A 15,107-nucleotide genomic window follows, 5' to 3' on the forward strand; every position below is an offset into this window, starting at 1 on the left:
CCGTAGACTGGTCGTGCCCCCCACACCCATCCCCAAGGGAGCAACCCCGGTGACTTCAGCCGAATTGTCGGTCAACAGTCCGAATCTCCTCGCTGCGGCCCCCGACACGGGCCTGTCCGACCAGGACGAGCAGCCGCCCCGCGAGGAGTGTGGCGTCTTCGGCGTCTGGGCTCCCGGCGAGGATGTGGCGAAACTCACGTACTACGGCCTGTACGCGCTACAGCACCGCGGCCAGGAGGCGGCGGGCATCGCCGTCGCCGACGGCTCGCAGGTCCTCGTCTTCAAGGACCTCGGCCTGGTCAGTCAGGTGTTCGACGAGCAGACCCTCGGAGCGATGCCGGGCCACGTCGCGGTCGGGCACTGTCGCTACTCCACGACCGGCTCGACGACGTGGGAGAACGCGCAGCCGATCTTCCGCACCACCGCGGCGGGCACGGGCATCGCGCTCGGCCACAACGGCAACCTGGTGAACACCGCCGAACTCGCCGAGCGGGCCCGCGAGTACGGCCTGATCAACGACAAGCGTCCGGGCGGCGCCACCTCCGACTCCGACATCGTCGGCGCGCTGCTCGCGCACGTCGCGGCCGACCGCACGATCGAGCAGGCCGCGATGGACCTGTTGCCGACCCTGCGCGGGGCGTTCTGCCTGACCTTCATGGACGAGCACACCCTCTACGCGGCGCGTGACCCGCACGGCGTCCGCCCGCTGTGCCTGGGCCGCCTCGACCGCGGTTGGGTGGTCGCCAGCGAGACTGCCGCACTCGACATCGTCGGCGCCTCGTTCGTCCGCGAGATCGAACCGGGTGAGCTGCTGGCCATCGACGCCGACGGTGTGCGGTCGTCCCGCTTCGCCGCGCCCACCCCGAAGGGCTGCGTCTTCGAGTACGTCTACCTCGCCCGCCCCGATTCCACGATCAGCGGTCGTTCGGTGCACGCCACCCGCGTCGAGATCGGTCGTCGGCTGGCCAAGGAACATCCGGTCGACGGCGATCTGGTGATCCCGGTTCCCGAGTCCGGCACCCCGGCCGCGGTCGGCTACGCGCAGGGCTCGGGAATCCCCTACGGCCAGGGTCTGATGAAGAACGCCTACGTCGGCCGCACCTTCATCCAGCCGTCGCAGACCATCCGTCAGCTCGGCATCCGGCTCAAGCTCAACCCGCTCAAGGAGGTCATCCGCGGCAAGCGACTGATCGTCGTGGACGACTCCATCGTCCGCGGCAACACTCAGCGCGCGCTGATCCGGATGCTCCGCGAGGCAGGTGCGCTCGAGATCCACGTGCGGATCGCCTCGCCGCCGGTCAAGTGGCCCTGCTTCTACGGCATCGACTTCGCCTCGCCCGCGGAGCTGATCGCCAACGGGGCCGGGGCCAGCGAGCCCGGCGGGGTGACCGGCCACAGCATGGACGAGATGCTCGAGGGGGTGCGCCGGTCGATCGGTGCGGACACCCTTGGATACGTCTCCATCGACGGCATGATCGCCGCGACCGAGCAGCCGGCCTCGCGCCTGTGCTCGGCGTGCTTCGACGGCAACTACCCGATCGCGCTGCCCAGCGAGAACTCGATCGGCAAGAACGTGCTCGAGGGAATGCTCGACAGCACGGCCGGTGTGGCCGCGAACCAGGACAACGACAACGCGAGTGCGCTCAGCCGTCCGTAGCCCTCGTCGCCCAATGGCAGGCAGCCGGGGCATGAAGGCCGCATACTTGCGGGTCGTACAAGTGTCACGCCATCTAGACCAACCAGACAGTGCTCGACGGCACTGGCGAGAACAAGCTGGAGCTTGAAACCCGATGACCGAGGACCAGAACCCCCGCCCCACCGGCGCCTCCTACGCTGCGGCGGGGGTGGACATCGCCGCGGGTGACCGGGCGGTCGAGCTGTTCGCGCCGCTCGCGAAGAAGGCCAGTCGACCCGAGGTGATGGGTGGGCTCGGCGGCTTCGCCGGCTTGTTCGCGCTCAAGGGCGGATACAAGGAGCCGCTGCTCGCCGCCTCCACCGACGGCGTCGGCACCAAGATCGCCGTCGCCCAGGCGATGGACAAGCACGACACCCTCGGCCTCGACCTGGTCGCGATGGTCGTCGACGACCTCGTCGTCTGCGGTGCCGAGCCGCTGTTCCTGCAGGACTACATCGCGGTCGGACGCGTCGTCCCGGAGCGGGTCGCCGAACTGGTCAAGGGCATCGCCGACGGCTGCATCATCGCCGGCTGTGCGCTCCTCGGCGGCGAGACGGCCGAGCATCCGGGCCTGATGGCCGACGGCGACTACGACCTGTCGGCCACCGGTGTCGGCGTGGTCGAGGCGGATGCCGTGCTCGGTCCCGACCGGGTGCGCCCGGGCGACGTGGTGATCGCGATGGGATCGTCGGGCTTGCACTCGAACGGGTACTCGCTGGCCCGCAAGGTCCTGCTCGAGATCGACCGGATGTCGCTGACCGGGCACGTCGAGGAGTTCGGCCGGACCCTCGGCGAGGAGCTGCTCGAGCCCACGAAGATCTACGCGAAGGACTGCCTCGCGCTGATCGCCGAGACCGACGTGCGGACCTTCTGCCACGTCACCGGCGGTGGACTGGCGAACAACCTCGCGCGGGTCATGCCCAAGGGCCTGGTCGCCGAGCTGGACCGCGGCACCTGGAGCCCCGCACCGGTGTTCGCGATGATCGCCCAGCGCGGTCGCGTGCAGCGCGCCGAGATGGAGCAGACGTTCAACATGGGCGTCGGTATGGTCGCCATCGTCGCGCCCGAGGACGTGGACCGCGCGCTGGCCGTGCTCACCGCCCGGCACATCGACTGCTGGACCCTCGGCACGGTCGCCAAGGCCTCCGACAAGCACGACGGGTCGGACCTCGTCCGGCTGGTGGGCGAGCACCCGCGCTTCTGATCTGACAAACGAACGGGCCGTTGACCTTCCCCTCGCGGGGAGGTCAACGGCCCGTTCGCTTGTGATCAGCAGGTCGAGATTGCGCGCCGACCGCACATGCTGAAATGAGGGGGAGCCGGTGGGCTCCCCCTCATTGCGCTGTACTTCGCCGTGTCAGCGGCGCCAGTCGTCGTTTTCGTCATCATCCCAACGCGACGCATTGTCGTCGGAACGCTGGTCGGCGAGGACCCCGTTCCGGTGGGAGCTGGACGAACCTCCGGACAGTTCCTTTTGCAGGCTGTCGAAGTTCGTGGACGGCGAGCTGTACTTGAGCTCGCGTGCAACCTTGGTCTGCTTTGCCTTAGCCCGGCCGCGGCCCATGGCCAACCCCCTCGCGCTTCCGCGGGGCGGCCTGGGAATTTTTGGCGGCCCCGTTTGAGTGTGTATTTCTTCCTGACACACACTCTAGCCTGAGAACGAGTCGAGCGCTCCCTCCCCTGCCCCCGGCGAGTGTCTGATTTATCTCAGCGCGTCCGGAATCGCCCGAATCGTGCCCACTCGGACGTCGCCGCCGAGCACCGAGGGCGAGGCCAATTCGGCGAGGTCCTCGGTCCACTCGACCCCGATCCGGTGCAGCAGCGCGACGGTCAGCGGTAGGCGCGCGCGTTCCGCGCCGTCGTCGATCTTCAGCGCGAACGCGGTGCCGTCGGGCAGCGCGCCCGCATGCACGCCGTCGGCCCGGCCTTGCAGAGCAGTCCGGGCACCGCGGACATCAGCCGGACGTCGTCCCTGTCGGTGCCCGAGACGAGCCAGGGGTGCTTGCGGATCGCGTCGGCCACCGATCGCTCCGCGGTCCCCGGCCGCGCGGTCACGAGGGCGCTGAAGGCCCGCGCCAGCGCCGTCAGCGACAGCGGGATCACCGGTAGCCCGCAGCCGTCGATACCGAGCTCGTACTCGGCCTCGCCGGACAGTTCGGTGATCGTCTCGAGGACCGCGCGTTGCAGCGGGTGCCCGGGGTCGAGGTAGCTCTCGCGCGGCCACCCGTTCGCCGCGCACGCGGCCAGCATGGCCGAGTGCTTGCCGGAGCAGTTCATGAAGATGCGCCGGGGTGCGGCGCCGGCGGCGAGGAGCCGGGCCCTGGCCAGCTCGTTGGCGGGCAGCGCGGGCGGGCTCAGCAGATCGCTCTCGGTCAACCCGTGCCGGGCGAGCAGGGCGTCCACCGCGGCCACATGGCCGGGTTCGCCCTCGTGCGAGGACGTCGCGATCGCGAGCTCGCGGCTGCCGGTGGGTTCGAAGCCGCTGCGCAGCAGGGCGACCGCCTGCATCGGCTTGTTCGACGACCGCGGGTAGATCGGGGTGTGCACCTCGCCGAGCGCGAGGCGGACCTCACCGGCGGGGTCGAGGACCACCAGCGATCCCCGGTGCACGCACTCGCGGAACCCGGAGCGAACCACCTCGACCAGTTCGACGCTCAATACTCCACCTGCACCTTCGCCCCGGCGATCCGTCGGCGTGCCTTGTCCGCGACTGTAGGCGACAGGTCGGGCTGCTGCGCGAGCAACGCGACCAGCGCCTCCGGGTCGCGTCCGGTGAACAGGTCCCGCACCGTGACGGCGTGCCCCGGCACGTGCACACGCCGGATCGGGTCGCCCGCTGCGACCTGTCCGGCCCGGACCACCCGAAGGTAGGCGCCGGTGTCGCCGCGCTCGGCGAACCGTTTGACCCAGCCGGGCTCGCCGGACCAGACGCCGAAGGTGCCGCAGGGCGTCCGCGGGCCGGTCACCTCGAGCTCCGCGGCGGTCTCGCCGTCGCCGACCAGCCAGCGCTCACCGATCACCGCATCGCTCGCCGCGATCCCGCTGATCCGCAGGTTCTCGCCGAACCAGCCGGCGGGCAGGTCGCGGCCGAGGTCGGTGGCCCAGCGCTGCGCCTCGTCCTGCTGGTACGCGTACACGGCCTTGAACGCACCGCCGTGGTGCTCGGTGTCGCACACGTGGTCACCGGTGAGGCCGTGCGGACCGATGCGGACCGGGACGTCGACGGGACGCTTGTCGATGGCGGTGCGGGGCACGCGCCGGGTCCCACTGTCGCGCTCGGCGTACACGACGCAGACGGCGTCGACCCGGCCCTGCACGGTCACCGCCCGCGCAGCCGGTCGACGGCGGCGCGGCCCGGCTGGATCGAGTCGTAGCTGGGCACCGAGTCGGCGTCGATGGCCGCGGCGGCCCCGCCGGCGACCAGCGGGGTGTCGGCCGGCACCGTGCGCTTGACCAGCGCCAGCGCGATCGGGCCGAGCTCGTGATGATCGACGACGGTGCCCACGTGGCCGACCGCCCGACCGTCCGCGGTGACGGGGTCGCCGGGCTCGGGCCGGGTGTCGGCCGAACCGTCGAGGTGCAGCAGCACCAGGTGCCGGGGCGGCTTGCCGAGGTTGTGCACGCGGGCGACGGTCTCCTGGCCGCGGTAGCAGCCTTTGTCCAGGTGCACCGCGCCGTGCTCGTCGACCCCGCCGATCCAGTGCACCTCGTGCGGGATGGTGCGCTCGTCGGTGTCGATGCCGATCCGCGGGCGCAGGGACGCGACCCGCAGCGCCTCGAACGCCCAGCTACCCGCCGGTGCGGCGCCCGCCTCGGTGAGGGTGGTGAACCAGTGTGCGAGCCGGTCCCGCGGCACCACCAGGTCCCAGGCGTTCTCACCGGGCCAGGGCATGGTGCGCAGGAACCCGCCGCCGTCCAGCGGGATCGCGCCGTAGACGTCGGGAAGCCGGCTCAAGCCAAGGGCGGCCAGGAGTTTCGGCCGTCGTACGTCGGGGCCGAGGAGGCTGAGAACGGCCATGTCGGCGGCGGGTTTCGGCTCGGCCTTCGCCCAGAACACCATCTTCTGCAGGAAACCGAGCAGGTCGGGTCCGTTGGGCGCCTCGGTGTCGATCCAGGTGACGCCGTCGAGGTCGGTGAGCACGAAGTGGTGCTCGACACGGCCGTTGACGTCGAGGCTGAGGTTCTCGGCGGACGCGCGGTCGGGCAGGTCGGCCACGTACTGGCTGGAGATGGTGTGCAGCCAGGTCAGCCGCTCCGGGCCGGAGATGGACAGCACGAAGCGATGCGACCGGTCGACGACGGCCGCCGCGGTCTGGGCGCTGCGTTGCTCGCGGAGCGGGTCGCCGAAGTGCCAGGCGACGCCGGCGTCGGGGGAGTCGTCCGGGGCGGGGACGGCGCCGGGACGGGTGAGCAGCGGACTCGGGGTGACGCTCGGCGAATCGGACACACTCCCAGTGTAGGGAGGGCGCGGAGCGGGCGAGTCCGCGCGGCGCCACCCCCCGCGCGGCTGGGCGTCGATAGGCTGGTGCCATGGTTGATCAGGTTCTGGTGACCCTGGACGGCACCGTGCACGACCCCGACGCCCCGCTGCTCTACGCGGACGACCTCGCCGCGGTGCGCGGTGACGGGGTCTTCGAGACGATCCTGGTCCGTGACGGTTCACCCTGCACGATCGAGCTGCACCTGGCCCGGATGCGCAATTCCGCGGCGGCGCTGGACCTGCCGGTGCCGGACCTCGACGACTGGCGGATCGCGGTGGGCCTGGCCCTCGACGAGTGGGGCGGCGCGCGCGAGGGCGTGATGCGCCTGGTGCTCAGTCGTGGCCGCGAGAGCGGTGGGGGGCCGACCGGCTATCTCACCATCGGCCCGGTCGCCGAGCGGGTCGCACTCGCCCGGCGGGACGGAATCTCGGTGCGCACGCTGCCCCGCGGCTACTCGGTGGACACCGCGGCGACGGCGCCGTGGCAACTTCTCGGCGCCAAGACGCTGTCCTACGCGACGAACATGGCCGCGCTGCGACACGCCCACTCGCTCGGGGCGGACGACGTGATCTTCACCAGCAGCGAGGGTCTCGTCCTCGAGGGACCGCGGTCGACCGTGCTCATCTCGCGCGGCCGGACCCTGATCACGCCGCCGGTGGAGCACGGCATCCTGCCCGGCACCACGCAGCAGGCGCTGTTCGAGGCGGCCGGCTCGCACCGGTTCAGCTGCCGGGTCGAGCCGCTGCGGCCCGCGGATCTCATTCTCGCGGACGGGCTCTGGCTGCTGTCGAGTGTGACTCTCGCCGCACGGGTGCACACCCTCAACGGGCTGACCCTGCCGGTTCCGGAGATCGCGGAGGAGCTGTCCACCCTCGTTGACCTGGCCGCGGAGACCGTGGGCGCCGAACAGGACGCGGCCTGACGGTCCCGGTTTCGCCTCCCGCTCGAGTTGACATTGCTACTACGTTACGTAGTAGATAAAGGCCTGCGGCGTGATGCCGCGGGCGTTACCTTTTGAAGCGGGACTGAGGCGTCAGCCCACGACTCAGTGCCGGCAAGCCTGTCCAACGGGCCCTGTCTGGGAGTAGCCATGGACGCACTGGATGTCTCACGCTGGCAGTTCGGAATCACGACCGTCTATCACTTCATTCTGGTGCCGTTGACGATCGGGCTCGCGCCTCTGATCGCGGTGATGCAGACGATGTGGGTGGTCACCAAGAAGGACCACTGGTACCGGCTGACCAAGTTCTTCGGCAAGATGTTCCTGATCAACTTCGCCCTCGGCGTCGCCACTGGCATCGTGCAGGAATTCCAGTTCGGGATGAACTGGAGCGAGTACTCCCGCTTCGTCGGGGACGTGTTCGGCGCGCCGCTCGCGCTCGAGGGTCTGGTCGCGTTCTTCCTCGAGTCGACCTTCCTCGGCCTCTGGATCTTCGGTTGGGGCCGGCTTCCCAAACTCGTTCACCTGGCGACGATTTGGCTCGTCGCGATCGGCGTCAACGCCTCCGCGTTCTTCATCATCGCGGCGAACTCGTTCATGCAGCACCCCGTCGGGGCGGTGTACAACGAGGAGCGCGGTCGCGCCGAGCTCACCAGCATCTGGACGCTGCTGACCAACAACACTGCGCTGGCGGCCTTCCCACACGTGGTGGCGGGCGCGCTCCTGACCGCCGGCACCTTCGTCGCGGGCGTCGGCGGGTGGTGGATGGTGCGCAACATGCGCAAGGCCGCGGAGGCCGCCGAGCCCGCGGTCGCCGCCGAGCGCGAGGCCACCGCGCGCACCATGTTCCGTCCGGTCACGATTCTCGCGCTGTGGGTGATGGTGGCGTCCGGGGTCGCTCTCGGGATCACCGGCGACATCCAGGGCAAGCTGATGTTCGAGCAGCAGCCGATGAAGATGGCGTCGGCGGAATCGCTGTGCCACACCGAGACCGATCCCGACTTCTCGATCCTGACGATCGGCACCCACAACAACTGCGGGGGCGTCACCCACGTCCTCGAGGTGCCCTACGTGCTCCCCTTCCTCGCCAAGGGCCAGTTCACCGGCGTGACCCTGCAGGGGGTCGAGGATCTGCAGGTGCAGTACGAGCAGCAGTTCGGCCCGGGCAACTACCGGCCCAACCTGTTCGTCACCTACTGGTCGTTCCGCGCGATGATCGGCCTCGCAGCGGGCTCCGCGCTGCTCGCGGTCGTCGGGCTCTGGATGACCCGCGGTGGCCGCGTGCCGGACAAGAAGTGGTTCGGCTGGTTGTCGATACTGATGATCCCGACCCCGTTCCTGGCCAACAGTGCCGGCTGGATCTTCACCGAGATGGGCAGGCAGCCCTGGGTGGTGCATCCGAATCCGACAGGGGTGGACATGATTCGGCTCACCGTCGACCAGGGCGTGTCGGACCACCCCACGGGCCTGGTCGTCGCCTCGCTGATCACCTTCACCCTGCTGTACGCCGCCCTCGGCGTGGTCTGGTTCGTGTTGATGCGCAGATACGTCGTGGCGGGGCCGTCCGAGCACGACAAGCACCCGCCGGGCGACGAGCAGGAGCCCGAGGAGCCGGGTGAGCCCAAGCAACTGTCGTTCGCGTACTGAGGCGGGAGAAGACCATGGGACTTCAGGAATTCTGGTTCATCCTCATCGCGGTGCTCTTCGTCGGCTACTTCGTCCTCGAGGGCTTCGACTTCGGTGTCGGCATGCTGTTCCCGGTGCTCGGTCGGACCGACACCAGGCGGCGAGTACTGCTCAACACGATCGGCCCGGTGTGGGACGGCAACGAGGTGTGGCTGATCACCGGGGGCGGTGCGCTCTTCGCGGCCTTCCCGGACTGGTACGCGACGCTGTTCTCGGGCTTCTACATTCCGCTGCTGTTGATCCTGGTGGCATTGATCCTGCGGATCTGCGCCATCGAATGGCGCGGCAAGATCGACGATCCGACCTGGCGGGCTCGCTGCGACGCCGGCATCATGATCGGCTCGTGGGTGCCCGCGGTGCTCTGGGGCGTCGCCTTCGCGAACATCGTGGGCGGGGTCGCGATCGACGAGAACAAGAAGGTCGTCTCCGGCTTCTTCGACCTGCTCAACCCCTACGCCCTGCTCGGCGGGGCGACCACCGCGCTGGTGTTCGCCCTGCACGGCGCGGTGTTCCTGGCGCTCAAGACGGCCGGTGACGTTCGAGAGGACGCGGTGAAAGTCGCGGCGCGACTGTCGATTCCGGCGGTCGTGGTGGCCGGGGCGTTCGTCCTGTGGACCCAGCTGGCCCACGGCAAGGGGTGGACCTGGATCCTGGTCGCGGTGGCGGCCGCGGCCCTGCTCGGCGTGGTCGCGCTGACCGCGGTCGCGCGCGAGGGATGGGCCTTCGTGCTCACCACGGTCGCGGTGATCGCCACGGTGGCACTGTTGTTCGGCTCGCTCTACCCGAACCTGATGCCGTCCACGATCGACGAGGCGTACAACCTCACCATCTACAACGCGTCGTCGAGTCCGTACACCCTCAAGGTGATGACCTGGGCGGCCGCGTTCCTGACCCCGATCGTCCTCATCTACCAGGGCTGGACGTACTGGGTGTTCCGGCAGCGTATTTCGACCGCGCAGATCCCGCCGTCGATCGGGCTCCCCGCGAAGTCGCGCCAGTGACGGTCCAGTCCGTGCCCGCGACGGCCGCGAAGGACGGCCGTCGCGGACCCGTGGATCCGCGGCTGTGGCGGTACTCGCGGTCCGCCCGCGGGTATCTCGTTCTCACCGTGATCCTCTCGCTGATCGTCACCGCCACCGTCGTGGTCTCGGCGCTGATGATCGGGACCGTGCTGGCGGGGGTGATCACCGACCCGGCCGCCCGCACCGTCGGCGCCTGGGGCACCGAACTGACGGTGCTCGCCTGCGCGGTCGCGGTGCGGACGGTCGCGACGTGGGCGCACACCCGCTACGCGCACCGGTCCGCGTCGCGGGTGATCGGCGAGCTGCGCGACGAGGTCCTCGGAGCCGCGACCGCCTTGCCCGCGCGCGAACTCGACCCTCGCCGTGACGAGCTGGCCACCGTCCTCACCCGTGGGATCGAGGGCCTGCGCGCCTACCTGACCGGGTATCTGCCGGCGCTGCTGCTCGCGGTCACCGTCACGCCGCTGGCGCTGCTGGTGATCCTGTTCGTGGACCCCACGTCCGCGGTGATCGTGGTGATCACGCTGCCGCTGATCCCGGTCTTCATGATCCTCATCGGGCTGCTCACCAAGGGCAAGGCGGCAGCCTCGTTGAGGACCATGACGGCGCTCTCGGCCCAGTTGCTGGACCTGCTCGCCGGCCTGCCCACCCTGCGGGCACTCGGGCGCGAGCGCGGGCCCGAGCGGCGGGTTCGCGAACTCGGTGACGAACACCGGCACAGCACGATGGCCTCGCTGCGGGTGGCGTTCCTGTCCTCGATGGTGCTCGAACTTCTCGCGACGCTGTCGGTCGCGCTGGTGGCGGTGAGCATCGGGCTGCGCCTCGTCTTCGGGGACATGGGCCTGCGGGCGGGGGTGATCGCGTTGGTCCTCGCCCCGGAGGTGTACCTGCCGCTGCGGATGGTCGGCGCCCAGTTCCACGCCGCCGACGACGGAATGGCGGCCGCGGACAAGGCGTTCGGGATCCTGGACGGGCGCGGCGAGTCCGGTCGCCGCGCCCGGACGCCCGTACCGGCGGGGCCGGTCGTGCTGCGGGGGGTCGGCGTCCGCGCCCGCGCCGGCCTGGCGCCGCGCGGTCTCGACGCGACGCTCGAGGCCGGGCGGGTCACCGTGCTCACCGGGGCCAACGGGGCCGGGAAGTCCACCGCGCTGCAGCTGGTCCTGGGGCTGGCCGAGCCAGACGAGGGCGAGGTGACGGTCGGCGGGACGCCGGTGCGTGACCTCGACCGCCCGCAGTGGTGGCGCGAGGTGGCCTGGCTGCCACAGCATCCGGTGTTGATCCCGGGGACACTCCGCGAGAACCTCGATCTCACCGGGCCGGTCGACGCACACCCCGAGCTCGTCGACAGGGCATGCGCAGCAACGGGATTCGACGATGTGCTGGCCGAGCTGCCGAACGGCTGGGACACCCGAGTCGGTGTCGGCGGACTCGGACTCTCGCTCGGCCAGCGCCAGCGCCTCGCCCTGACCCGACTGTTGCTCTCCGATGCGCGTCTGGTGCTGCTCGACGAGCCGACCGCCCACCTGGATCCGGAGACGGAGACGCGGGTGCTCGCCTCGGTACGCGAACTCGCCGTGCGGGGGGCCGCGGTCGTGGTGGTCGGACACCGCGAGGCCGTCCTGGCCGCCGGGGACACCGTCGTCACGGTCGCCGCCGACGCGGGGGTGCCCGCGTGACCCGGAACCCGCTGCCCCGCGCCATGCGGCTGCTCGAGCTGAGCCCCCGTCGGGTCCTCGCCGCGATCGCGGCGGGCGTCGCGACGCTCGGCAGCGCACTGGCGCTGGCCGCGCTGTCGGCCTGGCTGATCACCAGGGCGTGGCAGATGCCGCCGGTGCTGGACCTGTCGGTCGCGGTGGTGGCGGTGCGGGCGCTCGGCATCTCGCGCGGCCTGTTCCGGTACCTCGAACGGCTGGCCACCCACGACGCCGCTCTGCGCGGCACCGTCGCCGCGCGGGCGGGCATCTACCGCAGGCTCGCCGCAGGCGACCCGGCGGCGGCCGCGGGGCTGCGGCGCGGAGACCTGCTCGCGCGCACCGGCGCCGACGTCGACGCGCTCGGCGACGTGGTGGTGCGGGCGCTGATCCCGATGGCCGTGTCCGCGGTGCTGGCGGTCGCCGCCGTCGTCGGGCTCGCGTTGATCTCGCCCGCGGCGGCTCTGGTGCTCGCGACCGCGCTCGCCGTCTCCGGCGTGCTGGCGCCGATGATGTCCGCGCGTGCCGCCCGGATGGCCGAGGCGGACGGCGCGCTGGCGTCGGCGCGGTTCGCCGAGACCGCGGTCCTCGCGCTCGACCACGCCGCCGAACTGCGGGTCGCCGGCCGACTCGACGAGACGGTCCTGCGGGCGCGCGGCTGGGACGGCGAGGTGGTCCGTGCGACCGACCGGGCCGCGATCCCGTCCGCGTTCGCCGGCGCCGCGACCCCGCTCGCGATCGGTGCGAGCGTGCTCGGCTCGTTGCTGATCGGTACGACACTCTACGGACCGGACGGCGGGTCGCCCGGCGCGATGACGCCGATGTCGCTGGCCATCCTGGTCCTGGTTCCGCTCGCCGCTTTCGAGGCCACCTCCGCGTTGCCCGGGGCGGCGGTCGCGCTGACGCGGGCCCGGTTGGCCGCGGCGCGGGTGCTGGACCTGCTCGACCGTGCGGACGAAACCGGCGCTCCGACAGGTGATGTCGCGTTGACTGCGCCGGTCCGCCTGGACGCGGAGTCGCTGCGCTGTGGCTGGCCTGCGCGCGACCGGACGCCCGGCGCTGCGACCGGGCCCCTGGACCTGCGGCTGGCACCCGGATCGCGCACCGCGATCGTGGGACCCAGCGGGGCGGGCAAGACCACGCTGCTGATGACGTTGGCGGGACTGCTCACCCCGGTGGGCGGAGCCGTGACCGTGAACGGGCATCCGGTCGCCGACGTCGACCCGGCGTCGCTGCGGCGGGAGGTCGGGTTCTTCGCGGAGGACGCGCACCTGTTCGACACCTCGTTGCTCGAGAATCTGCGGGTGGCGCGGGGCGACCTGGACGAGGCAGCCGCGCTCGCCGCGCTGGCGGCGGTCGGGCTGGGGGAGTGGGTCTCGGAGTTGCCGGACGGGGTGCACACCACCCTCGCGGCCGGCGGGCGGTCCGTGTCGGGGGGCCAGCGGCGTCGCCTGTTGTTGGCCCGGGCGCTGGTCTCGCCCGCGAGCGTGCTGCTGCTGGACGAGCCGACCGAGCACCTCGACGCGGAGGACGGCGCCGCGATCCTGCGGGCCCTGCTCGCTCGCGGCGGAGGCCTGGTGGCGCCGAGCCGGACCGTCGTCGCGGTGACGCACCAACTGCCGGGTGACGGCGGCGCCGACCTGGTGGTCGATCTCGGCGGCGATGGCGCGTCGAACGGCGGCTGTGATCGGATCGAGACCGAACAGACGGTTCTCGAGACCAAGCGGTGACAAGAAACCCGATGGGCGGTCCGGTCGCGCTGGCATAGTTCTCGCGGACATGCTCGATCGAACGTCCTAACGACTGGGGAGTGGTCATGGGTGCGTTGATGCGCAGGCTGGTCGGTGGCATCGTGGTCGGATTGGCGTCGGCTGTGGCGGTGGCCACGGTGGGGGTGGGCAGCGCCGCCGCCCTGCCGATCTACCCGGTCGCGGACCCGGACCCGTTCTTCAGCGCGCCCCCCGATCTCGCGTCCCGTGCGCCTGGTGACGTGCTCAAGATCCGGCAGATGCCGCCGAACCTGTACTTCCCGGGCAGTGCGGTATGGGAGCTGCTGTTCCGCACGACGGATTCCGAGGGGCATCCGATGGCGGCGAACACGACCTTCCTGATGCCGCCGAACCACGTCCCGGACGCGCCCCTGATGTCGTACCAGCACATCATCAATGCGCTCGGTAACAAGTGCAAGATCGCCACCGAGCTGTACACGACGGATCCGTTCACCCAGATCCGGGAGGCGCCCGGCCTGAACATCGCGCTGGCCCGTGGCTGGGCCGTCGCGCTGCCCGACCATCTCGGCCCGCGCATGGCCTACGGTGCGGCCAAGCTCGGCGGTCAGATCACTCTGGACGGAATCCGGGCGGTGCAGCGGGTGCCGGAACTGCAGGTGACGCACAGCAAGGTGGGCCTCGGCGGATACTCCGGCGGCGGGATGGCGACCGCATGGGCGGCGGCGCTGGCCCCGACCTACGCCCCGGAGCTGAACATCGTCGGCGCGGCCGAGGGCGGTGTGCCGATGAACCTCGGGAAGATGGCGGCCGCGCTGGGCACCAATCCGCACCCGGCCTTCGGCCTCGCGATGGCGGCCGCGCTGGGACTCGAGCGCGAGTACCCCGACCGCATGAACGTCACCTCGCTGCTCAACGACCAGGGCCGGCAGCTCGTCGAGCGAATCGGCAACGGCTGCACCAACGAGATCATGTTCTGGGGCATCGGCCGCAGCGCCGGGCAGATGACCGACAAGCAGAACTTCATGGACGACCCGGTGGCGTGGAAGGTGATGGACGAGAACAGCCTCGAGCTGTATCCGGGCGTGCCGAAGGCGCCGATCTTCGAGTGGCACAGCCCGACCGACGGCCTGATCCCGGTCGACGCGATCGACAACACCCTGCACCGCTACTGCGGGGCCGGAACCCCCGTGCAGACGCTGCTCACCCCGACCCCGGACCACCTCTCCGCGGCGGTCCTCGGCCTGGGGCAGGCCATCGACTGGATGGAGGGTCGCTTCCGCGGTGACCCCGCGCCGTCCACCTGCTAGTCGCGGCTCCGCCGCTGGCAGGGCGGCCGATTTATTCGATTGCGGGGCGCCGGAGGCGAGCGTACTTTCGTCCGTACACGAGGAAGGAGGTGGTCTGAAGTTGAAGAACTACAGGACGCGTGAGGTGGCTGTCAGCTAGCCGCTACCGCTGAAGGGAATCACTGACCGCGTGCGCGGCTGGCGAATCCCAGGCAGCCACCCGGCCCCCGAGCCCCCGGTTCCTGACCGGGACCGTGCGACGACAAGCGTCCGTCGACGGTATGGCTCGGGGGCCGTTCTGCGGTCCGCACTTGCAGGGGTCGTCGTGGACCTCCTCCCGCCCGTCGACGAACCGGTCCACTCCAGCCAAGGTGGCCGCGTTGGTTCGTCGGCGGTCGCGGCGCCGGATCTTCCGCGACGAAAGCACCCTCGGATGCCCGCCGACCGTCGGAGTGAACGGCACGTTCGTTGCGTCAGACCGAGTGAACGCTTCCGTTCACTCGGTCTGACGCAACTGAAAATACCGTGATGGGATGGGGCCGGCCGGGATGAAGTGTAGTAAAAACAAAATAAGCAGCCGAACAAAAAAACACTGT

At 70.6% G+C, this 15,107-nt stretch carries 11 protein-coding genes and 1 pseudogene; 8 read left to right on the forward strand and 4 right to left on the reverse strand.

Annotated elements, in window-relative coordinates; translation table 11 throughout:
- The first annotated feature begins 49 nt into the window (after positions 1-49).
- A complete protein-coding gene (gene purF / locus ACFVH2_RS11060; RefSeq protein ID WP_378425518.1) occupies positions 50-1,657 on the forward strand; it encodes an amidophosphoribosyltransferase in 1,608 nt (535 codons plus the stop codon).
- A 133-nt stretch (positions 1,658-1,790) separates the two neighbouring features.
- A complete protein-coding gene (gene purM, locus ACFVH2_RS11065; RefSeq protein WP_378425516.1) occupies positions 1,791-2,879 on the forward strand; it encodes a phosphoribosylformylglycinamidine cyclo-ligase in 1,089 nt (362 codons plus the stop codon).
- A 153-nt stretch (positions 2,880-3,032) separates the two neighbouring features.
- Here the strand turns inward: purM and ACFVH2_RS11070 are convergent, their stop codons facing one another.
- The 4 genes and pseudogenes from ACFVH2_RS11070 to ACFVH2_RS11085 form a co-directional block, all read right to left on the reverse strand.
- The gene (locus ACFVH2_RS11070) at positions 3,033-3,239 is read right to left on the reverse strand and encodes a DUF3073 domain-containing protein (protein ID WP_378425514.1); all 207 of its coding nucleotides are present in this window, start codon (positions 3,237-3,239) and stop codon (positions 3,033-3,035) included.
- A gap of 222 nt (positions 3,240-3,461) precedes the next feature.
- Positions 3,462-4,312: pseudogene (locus tag ACFVH2_RS11075) on the reverse strand (asparaginase); the annotation flags it as partial.
- Between the two features lie 17 nt (positions 4,313-4,329).
- Entirely contained in the window at positions 4,330-4,992 is a 663-nt protein-coding gene (locus ACFVH2_RS11080) for an MOSC domain-containing protein (RefSeq protein ID WP_378425714.1), read from the reverse strand.
- 2 nt (positions 4,993-4,994) lie between these two features.
- Positions 4,995-6,122, reverse strand: coding sequence for a YgfZ/GcvT domain-containing protein (locus ACFVH2_RS11085; RefSeq protein ID WP_378425512.1), 1,128 nt, complete (start codon positions 6,120-6,122; stop codon positions 4,995-4,997).
- 83 nt (positions 6,123-6,205) lie between these two features.
- On the opposite strand from ACFVH2_RS11085, the gene ACFVH2_RS11090 reads away from it, so the two are divergent.
- The 6 genes from ACFVH2_RS11090 (at position 6,206) to ACFVH2_RS11115 (ending at position 14,532) form a co-directional block, all read left to right on the forward strand.
- Positions 6,206-7,078, forward strand: coding sequence for an aminodeoxychorismate lyase (locus ACFVH2_RS11090; protein ID WP_378425511.1), 873 nt, complete (start codon positions 6,206-6,208; stop codon positions 7,076-7,078).
- 168 nt (positions 7,079-7,246) lie between these two features.
- Positions 7,247-8,743: a cytochrome ubiquinol oxidase subunit I gene (locus ACFVH2_RS11095; RefSeq protein WP_378425509.1), complete on the forward strand. Its 1,497-nt coding sequence runs from the start codon at positions 7,247-7,249 to the stop codon at positions 8,741-8,743.
- 14 nt (positions 8,744-8,757) lie between these two features.
- On the forward strand, positions 8,758-9,783 hold the full coding sequence (gene cydB, locus ACFVH2_RS11100) for a cytochrome d ubiquinol oxidase subunit II (protein ID WP_378425507.1): 1,026 nt from the start codon (positions 8,758-8,760) through the stop codon (positions 9,781-9,783).
- Entirely contained in the window at positions 9,780-11,480 is a 1,701-nt protein-coding gene (gene cydD, locus ACFVH2_RS11105) for a thiol reductant ABC exporter subunit CydD (RefSeq protein ID WP_378425505.1), read from the forward strand. The genes cydB and cydD overlap by 4 nt, the downstream gene beginning before the upstream one ends.
- Before the next feature lie 23 nt (positions 11,481-11,503).
- Entirely contained in the window at positions 11,504-13,225 is a 1,722-nt protein-coding gene (gene cydC / locus ACFVH2_RS11110; protein WP_378425712.1) for a thiol reductant ABC exporter subunit CydC, read from the forward strand.
- An 86-nt stretch (positions 13,226-13,311) separates the two neighbouring features.
- Complete coding sequence (locus tag ACFVH2_RS11115) at positions 13,312-14,532, forward strand: lipase family protein (RefSeq protein WP_378425503.1); 1,221 nt, start codon at positions 13,312-13,314, stop codon at positions 14,530-14,532.
- Positions 14,533-15,107: the final 575 nt, after the last annotated feature.

The organism is Rhodococcus sp. NPDC127527, assembly GCF_042672245.1.
Lineage (GTDB): Bacteria > Actinomycetota > Actinomycetes > Mycobacteriales > Mycobacteriaceae > Rhodococcus_G.

What these genes read in the sequence shown, in the direction of transcription:
- ACFVH2_RS11090 (WP_378425511.1), top strand. Translation starts at nt 6,206, where the DNA reads ATGGTTGATCAGGTTCTGGTGACCCTGGACGGCACCGTGCACGACCCC.
- cydC (WP_378425712.1), top strand. Translation starts at nt 11,504, where the DNA reads ATGCGGCTGCTCGAGCTGAGCCCCCGTCGGGTCCTCGCCGCGATCGCG.
- ACFVH2_RS11070 (WP_378425514.1), bottom strand. Translation starts at nt 3,239, where the DNA reads ATGGGCCGCGGCCGGGCTAAGGCAAAGCAGACCAAGGTTGCACGCGAG.
- ACFVH2_RS11095 (WP_378425509.1), top strand. Translation starts at nt 7,247, where the DNA reads ATGGACGCACTGGATGTCTCACGCTGGCAGTTCGGAATCACGACCGTC.
- ACFVH2_RS11115 (WP_378425503.1), top strand. Translation starts at nt 13,312, where the DNA reads ATGGGTGCGTTGATGCGCAGGCTGGTCGGTGGCATCGTGGTCGGATTG.
- cydB (WP_378425507.1), top strand. Translation starts at nt 8,758, where the DNA reads ATGGGACTTCAGGAATTCTGGTTCATCCTCATCGCGGTGCTCTTCGTC.
- purM (WP_378425516.1), top strand. Translation starts at nt 1,791, where the DNA reads ATGACCGAGGACCAGAACCCCCGCCCCACCGGCGCCTCCTACGCTGCG.